The 15,447-nt window shown below is 63.0% G+C and carries 13 protein-coding genes and 1 tRNA gene; 13 read left to right on the forward strand and 1 reads right to left on the reverse strand.

The annotated features are described in order from the left end of the window. The first annotated feature begins 3 nt into the window (after positions 1-3). From CLV89_RS12330 to CLV89_RS12375, 10 genes are all read left to right on the forward strand, one after another. Positions 4-777, forward strand: a complete 774-nt coding sequence (locus CLV89_RS12330; RefSeq protein WP_106163979.1) for a DUF2182 domain-containing protein — start codon at positions 4-6, stop codon at positions 775-777. 34 nt (positions 778-811) lie between these two features. After that, complete coding sequence (locus tag CLV89_RS12335; protein ID WP_106164120.1) at positions 812-1,471, forward strand: DUF1326 domain-containing protein; 660 nt, start codon at positions 812-814, stop codon at positions 1,469-1,471. A 69-nt stretch (positions 1,472-1,540) separates the two neighbouring features. Then, positions 1,541-2,656: a dimethylsulfoniopropionate demethylase gene (locus CLV89_RS12340; protein ID WP_106163980.1), complete on the forward strand. Its 1,116-nt coding sequence runs from the start codon at positions 1,541-1,543 to the stop codon at positions 2,654-2,656. Between the two features lie 14 nt (positions 2,657-2,670). Further along, positions 2,671-3,666, forward strand: coding sequence for an acryloyl-CoA reductase (acuI, locus tag CLV89_RS12345; protein WP_106163981.1), 996 nt, complete (start codon positions 2,671-2,673; stop codon positions 3,664-3,666). Between the two features lie 156 nt (positions 3,667-3,822). Next, complete coding sequence (locus tag CLV89_RS12350) at positions 3,823-5,040, forward strand: aminotransferase class V-fold PLP-dependent enzyme (RefSeq protein ID WP_106163982.1); 1,218 nt, start codon at positions 3,823-3,825, stop codon at positions 5,038-5,040. Positions 5,041-5,070: 30 nt separating this feature from the next. Next, on the forward strand, positions 5,071-6,495 hold the full coding sequence (locus tag CLV89_RS12355) for a cryptochrome/photolyase family protein (RefSeq protein WP_106163983.1): 1,425 nt from the start codon (positions 5,071-5,073) through the stop codon (positions 6,493-6,495). Positions 6,496-6,632: 137 nt separating this feature from the next. Beyond that, positions 6,633-7,073, forward strand: a complete 441-nt coding sequence (locus tag CLV89_RS12360; protein ID WP_106163984.1) for a TrgA family protein — start codon at positions 6,633-6,635, stop codon at positions 7,071-7,073. Positions 7,074-7,386: 313 nt separating this feature from the next. Continuing rightward, the gene (locus tag CLV89_RS12365; RefSeq protein ID WP_106164121.1) at positions 7,387-8,421 is read left to right on the forward strand and encodes a cysteine synthase A; all 1,035 of its coding nucleotides are present in this window, start codon (positions 7,387-7,389) and stop codon (positions 8,419-8,421) included. A 5-nt stretch (positions 8,422-8,426) separates the two neighbouring features. Then, positions 8,427-10,970 carry a DUF3772 domain-containing protein gene (locus CLV89_RS12370; protein ID WP_106163985.1) on the forward strand — a complete coding sequence of 848 codons (2,544 nt, stop codon included), beginning with the start codon at positions 8,427-8,429 and terminating at the stop codon, positions 10,968-10,970. Between the two features lie 252 nt (positions 10,971-11,222). Continuing rightward, positions 11,223-11,312: transfer RNA gene (locus tag CLV89_RS12375), tRNA-Ser, on the forward strand. A 480-nt stretch (positions 11,313-11,792) separates the two neighbouring features. Here CLV89_RS12375 and CLV89_RS12380 read toward each other — a convergent pair. After that, positions 11,793-12,773: a GlxA family transcriptional regulator gene (locus CLV89_RS12380; protein ID WP_106163986.1), complete on the reverse strand. Its 981-nt coding sequence runs from the start codon at positions 12,771-12,773 to the stop codon at positions 11,793-11,795. Positions 12,774-12,899: 126 nt separating this feature from the next. On the opposite strand from CLV89_RS12380, the gene CLV89_RS12385 reads away from it, so the two are divergent. The 3 genes from CLV89_RS12385 to CLV89_RS12395 all read left to right on the forward strand — a co-directional run bounded on the left by CLV89_RS12385 (position 12,900) and on the right by CLV89_RS12395 (position 15,373). Then, complete coding sequence (locus CLV89_RS12385) at positions 12,900-13,541, forward strand: hypothetical protein (protein ID WP_106163987.1); 642 nt, start codon at positions 12,900-12,902, stop codon at positions 13,539-13,541. Then, a complete protein-coding gene (locus CLV89_RS12390; RefSeq protein WP_106163988.1) occupies positions 13,538-14,476 on the forward strand; it encodes an alpha/beta fold hydrolase in 939 nt (312 codons plus the stop codon). The genes CLV89_RS12385 and CLV89_RS12390 overlap by 4 nt, the downstream gene beginning before the upstream one ends. A 147-nt stretch (positions 14,477-14,623) precedes the next feature. Beyond that, positions 14,624-15,373, forward strand: coding sequence for an alpha/beta fold hydrolase (locus tag CLV89_RS12395; RefSeq protein WP_207796923.1), 750 nt, complete (start codon positions 14,624-14,626; stop codon positions 15,371-15,373). Positions 15,374-15,447: the final 74 nt, after the last annotated feature.

The following is a 15,447-nucleotide window of genomic DNA, read 5'->3' on the forward strand; positions in this document are numbered from 1 at the left end:
GCCATGCTGAAAGCGCGCCTGACACAAAGCATTCGCCAGATGACCGGCCTGCATTGGCTGATGTTGTTCGGCGGCATACTGCTGGCTTGGGGTGCGCTTTTCGCCATGTCGGTGCCCAGCGATCTGCGTGCGGCGGGCGCGATCTACGGCGCGGAGTTCTGGCTGCAGCTCTGCACCATGACGCCGGATGCGGCAGGCGCGGCAAAGATGGTGCTGATGTGGGTGCTCATGTCGGCCGCGATGATGGCCCCCACGGCGCTGCCGGCCTTTGCCACCTATGACGACCTCGGCCAAACGGCAGAGGGCACGCGTTTTGGCGATCTGGTCTTTGGCTATCTTGCTGTGTGGGTCGGCTTTTCGCTGCTGGCGGCGGGAATGCAGATGCTGCTGCTGCGGGCGGATCTGGTCAGCGTCTTTGGCGACAGCCGCTCTGGGATCCTGTCCGGTGGCCTGTTGCTGGTCGCAGGCGCCTATCAGTTCACGCAGCTGAAGGAGGCCTGCCTGTCCAAATGCCGCCGCCCGCTGGTGTTTTTCATGCAGCATTGGGAGGAGGGCCCCCTGCGCAACGGGCTGCGGCTTGGCGCGGTGTGTCTGGGCTGCTGCTGGGCGCTGATGCTGCTGGCGTTTGTCGGCGGGGTGATGAACCTCGCCTTCATGGGGCTGGCAACCCTGTTCATGGTTCTGGAAAAACTGCCCGAGATCGGACGCTGGCTGACCCGCCCAATGGGGGCGTTGCTGCTGCTGTCCGGCACTTGGGTCATCGTGACAACATTTTAGAGGGAGGAGACACATCATGGCGAGCGATCAGGTGATGACCGCAGAACAGGGCGCAGCCGCGCCGAAGAAGACAGGGCAAGAGATCCCACCCTGGGCGATCAAGGGCGAGTTGATTTTGAACTGCAACTGCACCGTCTTTTGCCCCTGCGTGGTGTCGCTGGGCAAACATGCCCCCACCGAGGGCTATTGCCAGGCCTGGGCCGGGGTGCGCATCGACGAGGGGCATTTTGGTGACACGGATCTGTCGGGTCTCAACGTCGGGCTGATCCTGGAGATCCCCGGCCTGATGGCGCGCGGCAACTGGAAGGCGGCGGCCTATATCGACGACCGCGCCAGCGAGGACGCCTATGACGGGTTGATCGATATTTTCTCCGGCAAGGCGCGGGGCACCACCGGCTTGTTCAAGGTGCTGGTGAGCGAATTCCTGGGCGCCGAACGCGCCCCCGTGACGTTTGAGACCGAGGGCAAGACCCGCCGGCTGATCGTGGGCAAGCAGATCCACGGCGAGGTGGTGCCGGTGGGCGGCGCCGACAGCGAGCAGGACATCGTGGTCACCAATACCGAATACTGGATGGGCCCCGACATCACCGTCGCCACCGCCACCAAGGGCCGGGTACGTGCCTTTGGTCGGGTCTGGGACTTTGACGGCCGCTCTGCGGAGATCTGCCAGATCGACTGGAAAGGTCCACGTTAAGGTGACACCGGGCGGCGGCCAGACTGGCGCGCCGCTCATCCCCACACTCGTGCCATGAAAGGGATCGCCATGGCCGTTATTCAACCCAATATCTCCCTGTCCCGACGCCTGCGCCGCACCCCGTTTTCCGACGGGGTCGAGGCGGCAGGTGTGAAAGGCTACACGGTCTACAATCACATGCTGCTGCCGACGGTGTTCGACAGCGTCGAGGCGGATTATCACCACCTCAAACGGCATGTGCAGGTCTGGGACGTATCCTGCGAACGTCAGGTGGAGCTGCGTGGCCCCGATGCGGGACGCCTGATGCAGATGCTCACCCCGCGCGATCTGCGCGGCATGATGCCCGGTCAGTGTTATTATGTGCCCATCGTGGATGAGACCGGCGGCATGTTGAATGACCCGGTCGCCGTCAAGCTGGCCGAGGACCGCTGGTGGATTTCCATTGCCGACAGTGATCTTCTCTATTGGGTCAAGGGCATCGCCAATGGCTGGCGGTTGGATGTGCTAGTGGATGAACCGGATGTTTCGCCGCTGGCGATACAGGGACCCAAGGCCGAGGATCTGATGGCCCGGGTCTTTGGCGAGACCGTGCGCGCAATCCGTTTCTTTCGCTTTGGTGTCTACCAGTTCGAGGGCCGCGACATGGTGGTGGCGCGCTCGGGCTATTCCAAGCAGGGCGGGTTCGAGATCTACGTGGAGGGCGGCGATATCGGGATGCCGCTTTGGTCCCGCCTGTTCGAGGCGGGCGCCGATCTGGAGGTGCGGGCGGGCTGCCCCAACCTGATCGAGCGGATCGAGAGCGGTCTGTTGAGCTATGGCAACGACATGACCGACGACAACACGCCGCATGAATGCGGGCTGGGCCGCTTCTGCAACACCCATACGGCGATCGGCTGTATCGGCCGTGACGCCCTGTTGCGGGTCGCCAAGGAAGGCCCGGTGCAGCAGATCCGTCCCATCGCCATCAGCGGCGAGGCGGTGCCGCCCTGTGACCGGTTCTGGCCGCTCTATGCCAATGGTCGCCGGGTGGGACGGGTGTCCTCGGCCACCTGGTCGCCGGATCACGCCACCAATGTCGCGATCGGCATGGTGAAGATGACCCATTGGGACGCGGGCTCTCGCGTCGAGGTCGAGACACCGGACGGCATGCGCGATGCGACCGTCCACGAGACATTCTGGAATTAACGGGAGAGATCAACATGTTCAAAGCACTGGTGATGACGAAAGACGCAGACAGCGGCAAGGCCTCTGCGGCCATTGAAGAGCTGAACGAGGATCAGTTGCCCGACGGTGAGGTCACTGTTGCGGTCGACTATTCCACCGTGAACTACAAGGACGGCCTCTGCCTCAGCGCCAAGGGCGGCGGCTTGGTGCGCAATTATCCCCATGTGCCGGGGATCGATTTTGCTGGCACCGTGAAGGCATCTTCGGATGATCGCTACAAGTCGGGCGACAAGGTGGTGCTGACCGGCTGGCGCGTGGGCGAGGCCCATTGGGGCGGCTATGCGCAAAAGGCGCGCGTGAAGGCTGACTGGTTGGTGCCGCTGCCCGACGGGCTGGATGCGCGTCAGGCCATGGCCGTGGGCACTGCTGGTTTCACCGCCATGCTCGCCGTGATGGCGCTGGAAGATCACGGGCTGACGCCGGGGCAGGGCCCGGTGCTGGTGACCGGGGCTGCCGGTGGCGTCGGCTCGGTTGCTACCGCGATCCTTGGCCATCTGGGCTATGAGGTTGCCGCCGTGACGGGCCGTCCGGAGACGGGCGACTACCTCAAGAGCCTCGGCGCCACCCAGATCGTACCGCGCAATGAGCTCAACGAGACCGTCAAACGCCCGCTTGAGAGCGAAAACTGGGCAGGCTGCGTCGATGCGGTTGGTGGTGACATGCTGGCGCGGGTGCTCGGGCAGATGAAATACGGCGCCTCGGTCGCCGCCGTCGGCCTTGCCGGGGGGGCGGCGCTGCCCGCCACGGTGATCCCCTTCCTGCTGCGTGGTGTGAACCTTCTGGGCATCGATTCCGTGATGCAGCCGTTCGAGAACCGTCAGCGCGCCTGGCAACGCATTGCAACCGACCTGCCTATGGACAAGCTGGAGGCCATGGTGCAGCCGGCAACATTGTCCGATCTGCCAAAACTGGGCGCGGATATCCTCGCCGGTCAGGTCAAGGGCCGCGTGGTTGTCGATGTGAACGGCTGACCCGCCCACAGGGACACGGATCTCACCTCGGCCCACGGGCCGGGGCGCGCGTTGCGTCGGGTTAAAGCGTCGCAATTCTTCGTTTCTAGGCTTGATCTTATGGCGTGAACTTGCACTCTCTGTCGCGAACATTCTGGAATAGAGACGAGAGACGCCATGGATATCGACTTTGTCCGAAATCAGTTTCCGGCCTTCGCGGAACCCTCGCTGCAGGGGCAGGCGTTTTTCGAGAACGCAGGCGGGTCCTACACCTGTCGTCAGGTCATCGACCGATTGATGCGCTTTTATACGCAGCACAAGGTTCAGCCCTACGCCCCCTACGCCGCATCCGAGGCGGCAGGGGCAGAGATGGATGAGGCGCGCAATCGGCTTGGCGCGCTGCTTGGCGTGCGTGCACAGGATGTGAGCTTTGGCCCCTCGACGACCCAGAACACCTATGTTCTGGCGCAGGCCTTTCGGCAGTTCCTGCAACCGGGCGAGAAGATCATCGTCACGAATCAGGATCACGAAGCAAATTCCGGCCCCTGGCGTCGATTGGCGGAGGCGGGGATCGAGGTCGTGGAGTGGCAGATCGACCCGGCCACCGGCCACCTTGATCCGAACGCGCTAGAGCCGCTGTTGGATGAAAGCGTGCGGCTGGTCTGTTTCCCGCATTGCTCCAACGTGGTGGGCGAGATCAACCCGGTGACCGAAATCACCGCATTGGCCCATGCCGCCGGCGCCTTTGTCTGCGTCGATGGCGTGTCCTACGCGCCGCATGGTTTGCCGAATTTGGGTGAGCTTGGTCCGGATATCTACCTGTTTTCCGCCTATAAGACCTATGGGCCGCATCAGGGTATTATGGTCATCAATCCAGCACTGGCCGAGATCCTGCCCAACCAGGGGCACTATTTTAACGGCGATGTTCCTTACAAACGTTTCACGCCTGCAGGTCCGGATCATGCGCAGGTCGCCGCCTGCGCCGGCATGGCGGACTACTTCGAGGCATTGGCAGATCACCATGGTGCATCCGACCTTCGGGGCGCGGCAGTGGGAACCTTCGTGCATGACCTGATGCGCGAGCGTGAGATTGCGTTGCTTCAGCCGTTGCTCGACGCGGTGAAGGGTCGCAATGACCTGCGCCTGCTTGGCCCCTCGGTTGCGCAAGATCGCGCTCCGACTGTCACATTGGCCCTGGGGCGCAGCGCTGAACCGGTGGCACGGCAGTTGTCCGAACATGGCATCATGGCCGGTGCGAGCGATTTCTACGCCGTGCGTGCCCTGTCTGCGATGGGGGTCGACCCCGCGCAGGGCGTGCTGCGGCTGAGTTTCACCCATTATACCAGCGAGTCGGAGGTGACAGGGCTGATCGAGGCCCTAGATCGCGTCCTGTAACGTTCGGACGATCAAGGGATATGACTGACCATGGCTGACACCCGACCGGTGATCTGGTGGATCCGGCGCGACCTGCGCCTGCGCGACAACCCGGCCCTGAGCGCCGCATTGGCGACGGGTGCGCCGATCATCCCGCTCTACATCCACGACCCGCAGGACGAAGGGTTGGGAGCAGCGCCCAAGTTCCGCCTTGGCCTTGGGCTGGAGCGGTTCGCCAAGGCGCTGGAAGGGCGCGGCAGTCGCCTGACCCTGCGCCGGGGCAAGGCGCTTGATGTGTTGCGCGACGTGATCGCAGAAAGCGGCGCCGGTCAGGTCGTCTGGTCCCGGCTTTATGATCCGGAGGCGATCAAACGCGATTCAGAGATCAAGGAGCAGCTCAAAGCCGCTGATATCACGGTGAAATCCACTGGCGGCCGTCTGATGTTCGAGCCTTGGACCGTGGCGACCAAAGAGGGCGGCATGTACAAGGTCTACACGCCGTTCTGGAAATCGGTGCGCGACCGCGGCGTTGATGATCTGATCGACGCGCCCGCACGCCTGGCCAAACCCGAGGAGTGGCCCAAAACCGACCGGCTGGCCGACTACTCCATGGGCGCCGCCATGCGCCGCGGAGCGGATGTCGTCGCGCCCTATTGCCGGGTGGGCGAAGACGCGGCGCTTGAACAGCTGGACGATTTCCTCGACGACCGCGTGGCGAGCTACAAGACGGACCGGGATTTCCCGGCGCGGGCGGCCACCTCAGAACTCTCGGAGAATCTGGCCTGGGGCGAGATCAGCCCCCACCGCATGTGGCACTTGGGCGCGCGCGCCATGGCGAATGGCAAACAGAGTGCGGAGCACTTCCTCAAGGAGGTGGTCTGGCGCGAGTTTGCCTATCATCTGATGTATCACTCTCCGCAGATCCTGACCCGCAACTGGCGCGAGGAATGGGACGGGTTTCCCTGGCAGGAGGATCCGGGCGAGGCCTTGTTGCGCTGGCAGCAGGGGCGGACCGGATATGATTTCGTCGATGCGGCGATGCGTGAACTCTATGTCACCGGCAAGATGCACAATCGCGCCCGGATGATCGTGGCGAGTTTCCTGACCAAGCATCTGATGATCCACTGGAAGCATGGCATGCAATGGTTCGAGGACTGTCTGGTTGACTGGGATCCAGCCTCAAATGCGATGGGGTGGCAATGGGTTGCGGGCTCTGGCCCCGATGCGGCCCCGTTCTTTCGCATTTTTAATCCCGATGGTCAGTTGGAGAAGTTCGACCCCAAGGGGCGCTATGTGCGCAACTGGATTGCGGAGGGGCAGTCTGATTGCCCGCGCACGGCGCTTGATTTTTACGACGCGATCCCGCGCAGTTGGGAGCTGGACCCCGACATGAAGCGCCCCGAGCCGGTGATCGACCTCAAGCGTGGGCGAGAGCGCGCGTTGGAGGCCTATAAGGACAGCCGAGACACAGGATGACCGTCGTCCGGACGATGTCTCCTAGATGAGGGATTGAGGCCACCCGTCCAGAGAAAACCCGTGTTGCCACTGGATTTGTGAAGACCCTGGGCCTACCGTGGGCCTCGATCAAGCAGCTTCGCAGGAACAAATACACGATGCCCACTGCAGCCCGCCTGGTGGCGGCATTTGCCCTTGCCGCCCTGGCTTTTGTCCTGTCGGGGCAAATCATGCCGCTGATGCCCGATGATACTGATTTTGGTTATTTCACGCATGTAAACATGGGCTTGGCGCTTGTTGTCGGCTGGCGCGTTATCGGCCCACGGGCGGGGCGTGGTCTGGTGCCCGGCATCAACAACGGTCTGACGGGCACCGCGGTTCTGGTGCTTCTGGCGCTGGTCCTGCAAGGCGCCGTAGAGATGTTCCGTCTTGCCAATCGGCATATCTACGACGGTCCGTTCGAGGCGTTGGCTGCGATTTTTACGATCGCGCTGGAGTATTTTTTCATCATGGCGGTCCCAAGCGTTGTGGTGACATTTGTGGTTGGTGGTGTGGTTGTTGGCCTCGCGACTGAAACGGCCAATAAACGCTGGAAATAATCGCTTTCGAGCAGGGGCATCCTGCGCGATAAATGTCTATGTTGCCGGAGCTGTTCGGCGGCCAGCGGTGCTTCGGTCGGGCGACATATGCAGTAAAGTCATCTCGTTCCAAGAATCGATGACGCGGGTGGACGACCGTACCTTTCAGGACAGGCCTTTGGTGACAGCGGCGCTCTGGCTGGCGCGTCACAGGGACCGTCTTCGCGCTGAATTCGGCTGACACCACGTGCCAGACCTGCGCTGAGCCTTGCGCGCCCTTGTGATCGTGCTTGGCCCCGGCTACATCAAAAGGGAACGAGCGAAAGGGACCTCCATGCGCATTGCACGCGATCTGGCCGATGCGGTCGGCCATACCCCTCTGATCCGTCTGAACAAAGTCAGCGAAGAGACCGGCTGCGAAATTCTTGGCAAGGCGGAGTTCTTGAACCCCGGCCAATCTGTCAAGGACCGCGCGGCGCTCTATATCATCAAGGATGCGATTGCCCGGGGCGATTTGAAGCCTGGAGGCACAATTGTCGAAGGCACCGCAGGCAACACCGGCATCGGTCTGGCGCTGGTTGGGGCCTCCATGGGCTTCAAGACGGTGATCGTGATCCCGGAAACCCAGTCCGAAGAAAAGAAGGACATGCTGCGTCTTGCCGGGGCGCAACTGGTCCAGGTGCCTGCCGCGCCCTATAAGAATCCGAACAACTATGTTCGCTATTCGGAGCGTCTTGCGGCCGAGCTTGCCAAAACCGAACCGAATGGCGCGATCTGGGCCAATCAGTTCGACAATGTGGCCAACCGTCAGGCCCATGTGGAAACCACCGGGCCGGAGATCTGGGAACAGACGGGCGGTAAGGTCGATGGCTTCATCTGCGCTGTTGGCTCTGGTGGCACCTTGGCCGGTATCGCCGAGGCGCTGCAACCCAAGGGGGTGAAGATCGGTCTTGCGGATCCAAACGGCGCCGCGCTTTATTCCTTCTACACCACCGGAGAGCTGGCGTCCGAAGGATCCTCCATCACCGAAGGGATCGGGCAGGGGCGGATCACCAAGAATCTGGAAGGTCTCAAGCCCGACTTCAACTATCAGATCCCCGACGCAGAGGCGCTGCCTTACGTTTTCGACCTGCTGCACGAAGAAGGACTGGTACTGGGCGGATCTTCGGGCATCAACATCGCCGGGGCCGTGCGTCTGGCCAAGGACATGGGGCCGGGCCATACCATCGTTACGGTGCTTTGCGATTACGGCACGCGCTACCAGTCGAAACTGTTCAACCCGGATTTCCTGAAGGAAAAGGGCCTGCCGGTTCCGGACTGGATGACACATAGCCCGGCCTCCATACCCGGCGTGTTCGAGGACAGCTGATCTCAATGACCGACTTGAAGAAACTCATCCAGGTCGGTCTGCTGTTGCTGACCTGCCTGCTGCTGCCGCTGGCGGCACTGTCGCAGACCGTTTCTGCGACCCAGACTGCAGAGAGTAGCGCGGGCCTTACGGAGGCCCGCGATCTTGCTCAGGATGCGGCCTCCGGCGCCCTGGGTGAGTATTACGAATCCTGGCAGCGCACTGCTGACCGGGCCGAACGCGTTCTTGACGCCAAGCGCGCCTCCAATGGCGCGCTGGAGGCGCTGCGGGTCGAACTGACGGGGTATCGTCAGCAGTTCTTGGATGCAGGCAACCAGAATGGGGACCGCCTCAAGACCCTGCGTGCCCAGATCGAAGCGCTGGGTCCAGTCCCGGAGGAGGGCAAGAGCGAGCCGGAGAACATTGCGAAGCTGCGTGAGGAACTGCAAAGTCAGCTCGCGACAGTGACAGCGCCGCAGGTGCTTGCGGATCTCGGCTACAGCCGTGCTCAGGGACTTATTACCGAGATTGACAAGCTGATCCGGGAGCGCGCGACACGCACGCTTCTGGAGCGGGTGCCGATGCCACTCAATCCAGAAAACTGGCCCGCCGCGGTTTTGGACGCGACCAAGGTTCTGGGCGCATTCTGGAATGAAACGGCGGACCTGATGGCTCAGGCCACCACCCGTGAAACCATCCGGTCGCGCCTGCCGGTGTTGCTGCTGCTGCTCGCAGGTTCCGTGTTGCTGCTGGGCCGGGGGCGCCACTGGGCCAAGAAAGCGGGTGCATATCTGCGAGAGTTGGGCTGGCGGGGCACCGGTGTGTGGCGCTTCATCGTATCGCTGTTGCAGGTCCTGCTGCCTTATTTGGGTACGGTGCTCCTGGTGCGGGCGATAGATATTTCAGGCGTTCTGGGCGTGCGCGGGACGTTGTTGTTGGACGATGCGCCGTTATGGTCGCTCATTCTGTTTGCCTCCCATTGGCTCGGCGAGCGGCTCTATGTCTATCAGCTCACCAACGAGCTGATCCCATTCGAACCGCGCGCTCAACGACAGGTCAGGGTGCTGCTGGTCTCGCTGGCGCTTGTGCTGGTTATGCAGCTGATACTGGGCCGCCTGGACACGATCGAGAATTTCGATGATGGCACCTATGCTGTCCTGAGCTGGCCTTTGATCCTGCTGGCCTCGCTGTTGCTGGTGCGGATGAATCGTATCCGTGTTCGTCAGCGTCGCGATGAGGACACTGAAATCGGCGAGGAAGATGACGAGGGCGCCATCGCCGTGGGCGCAAGCCGTGCGATGTCGCTGCTGCGCCGTCTGGTGTTTTGTCTCGCACTCATCGCGCCTGTGCTGGGGGCGATTGGCTATATCAATGCAGCGATTGCCATCATCTATCCTGTTATCCTGACACTCGCGCTGGTCACGACGCTCATGGTGTTGCAGCGGTTTCTGTCCGACATCTATGACTGGCTGACACGCAACAGCCAGGGGGCAGAGGACTCGCTTTTTTCGGTGATGACCGGCTTTGTTCTGGCGCTCCTGTCGCTGCCGTTCTTTGCCCTGATCTGGGGCGCGCGCACATCGGATCTGACAGAGCTCTGGTCGCGCTTCCTCGAAGGCTTCGACATCGGTGATACCAAGATCTCACCGACGATCTTCCTGACCTTCGTGGTGATCTTTGCCTGTGGCTATGTCCTGACGCGTCTGTTGCAAGGCAGCTTGCGGTCCTCGTTGCTGCCCAAGACCAAGATCGACCCCGGCGGGCAGAATGCGATCGTCTCTGGCGTTGGCTATATCGGCATTTTCCTCGCAGCATTGATTGCGGTGTCTACGGCTGGTCTTGATCTGTCGTCGCTGGCGATCGTCGCTGGTGCGCTGTCGGTCGGGATCGGCTTTGGCCTGCAGACCATCGTGTCGAACTTCGTCTCCGGGATTATTCTGTTGATCGAGCGTCCGGTCTCCAAAGGGGATTGGATCGAGGTTGGCGGGCTGATGGGCTACGTGCGCGACATCTCTGTGCGCTCGACCCGGATTGAGACCTTCGACCGCACCGATGTGATCGTGCCGAACTCCGACCTTATTTCCGGCACCGTCACCAATTACACTCGCGGCAATACCGTGGGCCGGGTGATCGTGCCGGTTGGCGTGGCCTATGGCACCGACCCGCGCAGAATCGAGCAAATTCTGATGGAGGTCGCCAAGTCCCATCCGATGGTGCTGATGAACCCGGCGCCTGCTGTGGTGTTCCAGGGCTTTGGTGCCGACAGCCTCGATTTCGAGATCCGCGCTATCCTGCGGGATGTGAATTGGGTGTTGTCGGTGAAATCGGACATGAACTACGAGATCGCCAAGCGTTTCGTCGAAGAGGGCATCGAAATTCCGTTCGCACAGCGTGATATCTGGATTCGCAACCCCGAGGCCCTGAAGGGCGAGGCAGGCCCGTCAGACACCGCGCCCGCAGAGCCAACCGGGGCGTCGCCAAGTCTGCCCTCACGCGAGAACACCCCGATAAAGCCGGATCTCGCGGATGTTTCGGTCGAGGATGGTGCAGAAGGCGATGCCGACCGCTGAGGCAGACCTGCCTCTTTCGGTCTAAACCACCCAGAACGCCGCTGCAGGAGCCTCCTGTGGCGGCGTTTCGTATTTGGCGCAGGGGCGGGCGCCATTGGCGGCTCTTGTCCTCTCCAAGGGCGTCGGCAAGCGCTTGATTCACTGCATGTTCACAGATGGTTAGAAGAAAACTGGGTGAGGGCAAAAAAACTGAACTTTTTGTCAGAAAGCCTATTGCAATCCCCTCCGTAATGCATCAAAAGTCGCCTCCACGGAGAGGTGGCCGAGTGGTCGAAGGCGCACGCCTGGAAAGTGTGTAGGCGGGAGACCGTCTCCAGGGTTCGAATCCCTGTCTCTCCGCCACTTGCCCCCGCGAAAGCGTTCTCCCGATCTGGCTGCGGCCGGATTTTCTCGTGTTTTCAAAGGGGTTTGTGGGACAGGCTGAACACCGCCGCAGCGTCTGTTGACCCTAAATCCGTGCTCTCTGGCCGATATTCTCCAGACCTCATGACTGCGCCGATTTGGTGAATTGTCTGCCAGCCCTTGTAATAATGTATTTTTCTGCGGCGCGACCTGAACACTTCGATCCCGGTCGCTCTCGGCGAGATGGAACAGAAATCGAACGTTCGCCGGTCCGTAGGTCTCGCGCCGTATGCCAGTTGCTGCGGTGCGGCACACGTCAAAATTCTGCAGGACGGGCGGACAGCCGCCATTCGCCGCATTCGCCGCCAAGGTCAGGTATGGGGTAAGCCGCTCTCCGCCGCGCTCTGCCACAGAGTTAGTTGAATAGACCTTGCGGCCTTTTGTTACGAGCCGTTCCCGGCTTTCAACAACGCGAACGCCTTAACCATCTGCGGCGGCGATGCCGAACCGCTTCCGGTAGGTGGCGGGCGCTGTGCCGACGAGCTTTTGGAAGATCTTCCGGAAGGCCGCAGGATCGGAGTAGCCGACATCCCAGGCGATGCGATCTACCGGGTCTAGCGTGCGCTCGAGGCTCTCGCGCGCCTTGGCGATGCGCACCTGCTGGATGTAGGCGTTGGGCCGGTGCCCGGTCGCGGCGGTGAACCGGCGCAGGAAGGTGCGTTCGGTCAGCCCGGCGACGGCGTGCAGGTCGGCCTGCTGCAGAGCCTCTGTGAAGTGCGCGTGGAAGTGGTGCTGCGCCCGGCGGATGGCCTCGTCGCCATGGTCGAAGCGCGGGATGAAGGCCGCGAAGGGCCGTTGGCTGGAGCGGGGCGGGTCGATCAGCAGGAAGCGCGCGGTGGCCAGCATAGTGGCGGGGCCGAGAAAGCGCTCGACGAGGGTAAGGCCGAGGTCGGTCCAGGCGAGTATGCCGCCCGCCGTCACGATGTCGCCGTCATCCAGCACCATCCGGTCGTCCGCAACGTCGATATCGGGAAACCGGCGGGCGAACTGCTCGGCGAAGGCCCAGTGGGTGGTGGCGCGCCGCCCGTTCATCAGCCCGGTTTCCGCCAGCACGAAGGCGCCCGCGCAGACTGAGCCCAGCACGGTGCCCTCGGCGTGCTGCCCGCGCAACCAGGCGGCGGCCACGGGGAACGGCTGCATGCGTTCGGGCATCACCAGGCTCGGCGGGGCGATGGCGTGGCTCAGTCTGTGCGGCAAGTCGGGGTGGCTGTCCCATGTGCAGGTCACCGCCTCATCGGACGCCTGCCAGTGCGAGACGCGAATGGCGCGCCGGTCGGCCCATTCACCGGCGATGCGGAAGAGATCGGTCATCCCGTAGATCGCCGAGAGCTGGCAGTCGGGGTAGATCAGCAGCCCGATCTCGGCCACGGGGGCGCCGTTCGGCTTTGATCGTGTCGTCATGCCTTCGGTCCCACTCGTAGCCCCAGATTATCCTGAGATCTGCAATTCCGCATCTCATTTTGTCCCGCTTATCGGAATGGCCCCGGGGCCGTAGCTTCGAGTCACAACGTAACCGGAGTGAAACCCATGCAATACTACCAAGTCTTCATCAGCGCCGAGCAGACCGCTCAGGCCTATCGCATCCTCGACGCGCTCATCGACAAGCAATTGGTCTTCGGCGGCCCCATTGTCGGCGGCCCGGCCAAGTTCCTGTGGAACTTCAAGGACAGCGACGTGCCCGAGAGCATGCGCAAGCCTAAGCTGCTCACGCTGGAGCAGGATTACAACTACATCATCAGCTACACCCGCGAGGATCTGAAGGAGGAGCTGATCGAAGTGGCCGAGGCCGCCTCGCTCGAGGAGGTCTGCATGATCTCCTTCCTGCCGATGGAAACCAATCGCTCCCTCCGCCTCCTGCTCGACGCCTCCTTTGAGGGCAAGGGCGAGCTGGCCGCGCCCGAGCCGGTGGATGCTCACCTTCGTGCCCAGCGAGCAGATCCCGTCGCGGACCAAGAGCTCCAACGGCGAGATCGGCACCCGCACCTGACAAGGCCCCCGGCGGAGCCCCCTCCGCCGGGCCGGCTCCCATCGGGCGGGGCGACCCCTGCCGGGAAACAGCGACTGCCCTCATTGTCAGTTTTGCCCCGAAGGTTGTCAGATTCGCCACGCCCGTTGATGCCGCGCCTTGTCTATCTCTGTCCACATCGAAACCGAAAGGACTGGCAATGACACCCGATCTCACATGGCGGGAAATTCTCAAGGGCGCAACGGCCGCGGCCGCGCTCCTCACCTTGCCGACCTCCATCCTGGCTCAATCAGAAGGACTGTTCACAATGGCTACGATCACCACCCGCGACGGCACCGAAATCTTCTACAAGGACTGGGGCCCGAAAGACGCCCAGCCCGTCGTCTTCCACCACGGCTGGCCGCTCTCCGGCGACGACTGGGACAACCAGATGCTGTTCTTCCTCGCCGAAGGCTACCGCGTCATCGCCCATGACCGCCGCGGCCACGGCCGCTCCGAGCAGGTCTCGGACGGGCACGACATGGACCACTACGCCGCCGACGTGGCCGATCTGGCAAAGGCGCTGGACCTGCGCGATGCCATCCACATCGGCCACTCCACCGGCGGCGGCGAGGTGGCGCGCTACGTTGCCAATGCCGAGCCGGGCCGGGTCGCCAAGGCCGCGCTGCTGGGCGCGGTGCCGCCGATCATGGTGGCCTCCGAGACCAATCCCGACGGCGTGCCGCTGGAGGTCTTCGACGGCTTCCGCGCCGCCCTGGCCGCCAACCGCGCCCAGTTCTTCCTCGACGTGCCCAGCGGCCCCTTCTACGGCTTCAACCGCGAGGGCGCGGAGGTCAGCCAGGGGCTGATCAACAACTGGTGGCGCCAGGGCATGACCGGCGGGGCCAAGGCCCAACACGACGGCATCAAGGCCTTTTCGGAGACCGACTTCACCGAGGATCTGAAGGCCATCACCCAGCCGGTGCTGGTGCTGCACGGCGAGGATGACCAGGTCGTGCCGATCGACAACTCGGCGCACAAGGCCATCAAGCTGCTGCAGAACGGCACGCTGAAGACATACCCGGGCCTGTCGCACGGCTTCTTCGCCACGCACCCCGATCTGATCAACGCCGATCTGCTGGCCTTCGCCCGCAGCTGACGCCGCGACGGGCCGCGCCCGCCCCCCGGCGCGGCCCGACATGACCCGAGACGACCTGACACAGCCCAACCCAACCTTCATACCGAAAGGACCGATCCAATAACCAAGTTCCAGAACCTTATCGCTGCCGCCGCCGCGGCAGCCGCCGTGGGCACCATCGGCACCACCGATGCCTCCGCCCAGACCCGCATCCCCGACGACCAGGCCATCCGCAACGTCGTGCTGGTGCACGGGGCCTTCGCCGATGCCTCCGGCTGGCGCGGGGTCTACGACGACCTCACCGCCCGCGGCTACAGCGTGACCATGGTGCAGAACCCGCTCACCTCGCTGGCCGATGACGTGGCCGCCACCAACCGCGCGCTGAACCGCCAGGACGGCCCGGCGATCCTCGTCGGCCACTCGTGGGGCGGCACGGTCATCACCGAGGCCGGCCTCCACCCCAATGTGGCCGGGCTGGTCTATGTCTCCGCGCTCTCGCCGGACGCGGGAGAGACCACCGCGCAGCAGTACGACGGCTTCACCTCGCCGCCCGAGTTCGTGCTCGACATCGGTGAGGACGGCTACGGCTACGTCGCGCCCGACAGCTTCCAGGCCGGCTTCGCCCATGACGTGAGCGACGCGGACGCCGCCTTCATGCGCGACGCCCAGGTGCCGATCAACATGGAGGTCTTCGGGACCATGCTGGAAAACGCCGCTTGGCGGACCAAGCCGAGCTGGGCGGTGATCGCCACCGAGGACAAGGCCTTCGCGCAGGAGATGCTGCACCACATGGCCGACCGCATCGGGGCGAAGGTCACCGAAGTCTCGGCCAGCCACGCCGTCTTCATGACCCAGCCGACGGTCGTGGCGGACACCATAGACGAGGCCGCACGCGAAGCTGTGGTGGAGGCCGAGTGAACTCGACTGTGACGTGTGCGAGGCGATCTGACTAACGACGATACCTCAGAGGCGGACAGGCCATGGTCTGTCCG

Source organism: Tritonibacter scottomollicae, assembly GCF_003003215.1.
GTDB lineage: Bacteria > Pseudomonadota > Alphaproteobacteria > Rhodobacterales > Rhodobacteraceae > Epibacterium > Epibacterium scottomollicae.

Bases quoted from the DNA above. Each gene is read 5' to 3' on its own strand.
- CLV89_RS12355 (WP_106163983.1), top strand. From the start codon at position 5,071: ATGGCTGACACCCGACCGGTGATCTGGTGGATCCGGCGCGACCTGCGC.
- CLV89_RS12365 (WP_106164121.1), top strand. From the start codon at position 7,387: ATGCGCATTGCACGCGATCTGGCCGATGCGGTCGGCCATACCCCTCTG.
- CLV89_RS12370 (WP_106163985.1), top strand. From the start codon at position 8,427: ATGACCGACTTGAAGAAACTCATCCAGGTCGGTCTGCTGTTGCTGACC.
- CLV89_RS12360 (WP_106163984.1), top strand. From the start codon at position 6,633: ATGCCCACTGCAGCCCGCCTGGTGGCGGCATTTGCCCTTGCCGCCCTG.
- CLV89_RS12330 (WP_106163979.1), top strand. From the start codon at position 4: ATGCTGAAAGCGCGCCTGACACAAAGCATTCGCCAGATGACCGGCCTG.
- acuI (WP_106163981.1), top strand. From the start codon at position 2,671: ATGTTCAAAGCACTGGTGATGACGAAAGACGCAGACAGCGGCAAGGCC.
- CLV89_RS12380 (WP_106163986.1), bottom strand. From the start codon at position 12,773: ATGACGACACGATCAAAGCCGAACGGCGCCCCCGTGGCCGAGATCGGG.
- CLV89_RS12340 (WP_106163980.1), top strand. From the start codon at position 1,541: ATGGCCGTTATTCAACCCAATATCTCCCTGTCCCGACGCCTGCGCCGC.
- CLV89_RS12385 (WP_106163987.1), top strand. From the start codon at position 12,900: ATGCAATACTACCAAGTCTTCATCAGCGCCGAGCAGACCGCTCAGGCC.
- CLV89_RS12350 (WP_106163982.1), top strand. From the start codon at position 3,823: ATGGATATCGACTTTGTCCGAAATCAGTTTCCGGCCTTCGCGGAACCC.
- CLV89_RS12335 (WP_106164120.1), top strand. From the start codon at position 812: ATGACCGCAGAACAGGGCGCAGCCGCGCCGAAGAAGACAGGGCAAGAG.
- CLV89_RS12390 (WP_106163988.1), top strand. From the start codon at position 13,538: ATGACACCCGATCTCACATGGCGGGAAATTCTCAAGGGCGCAACGGCC.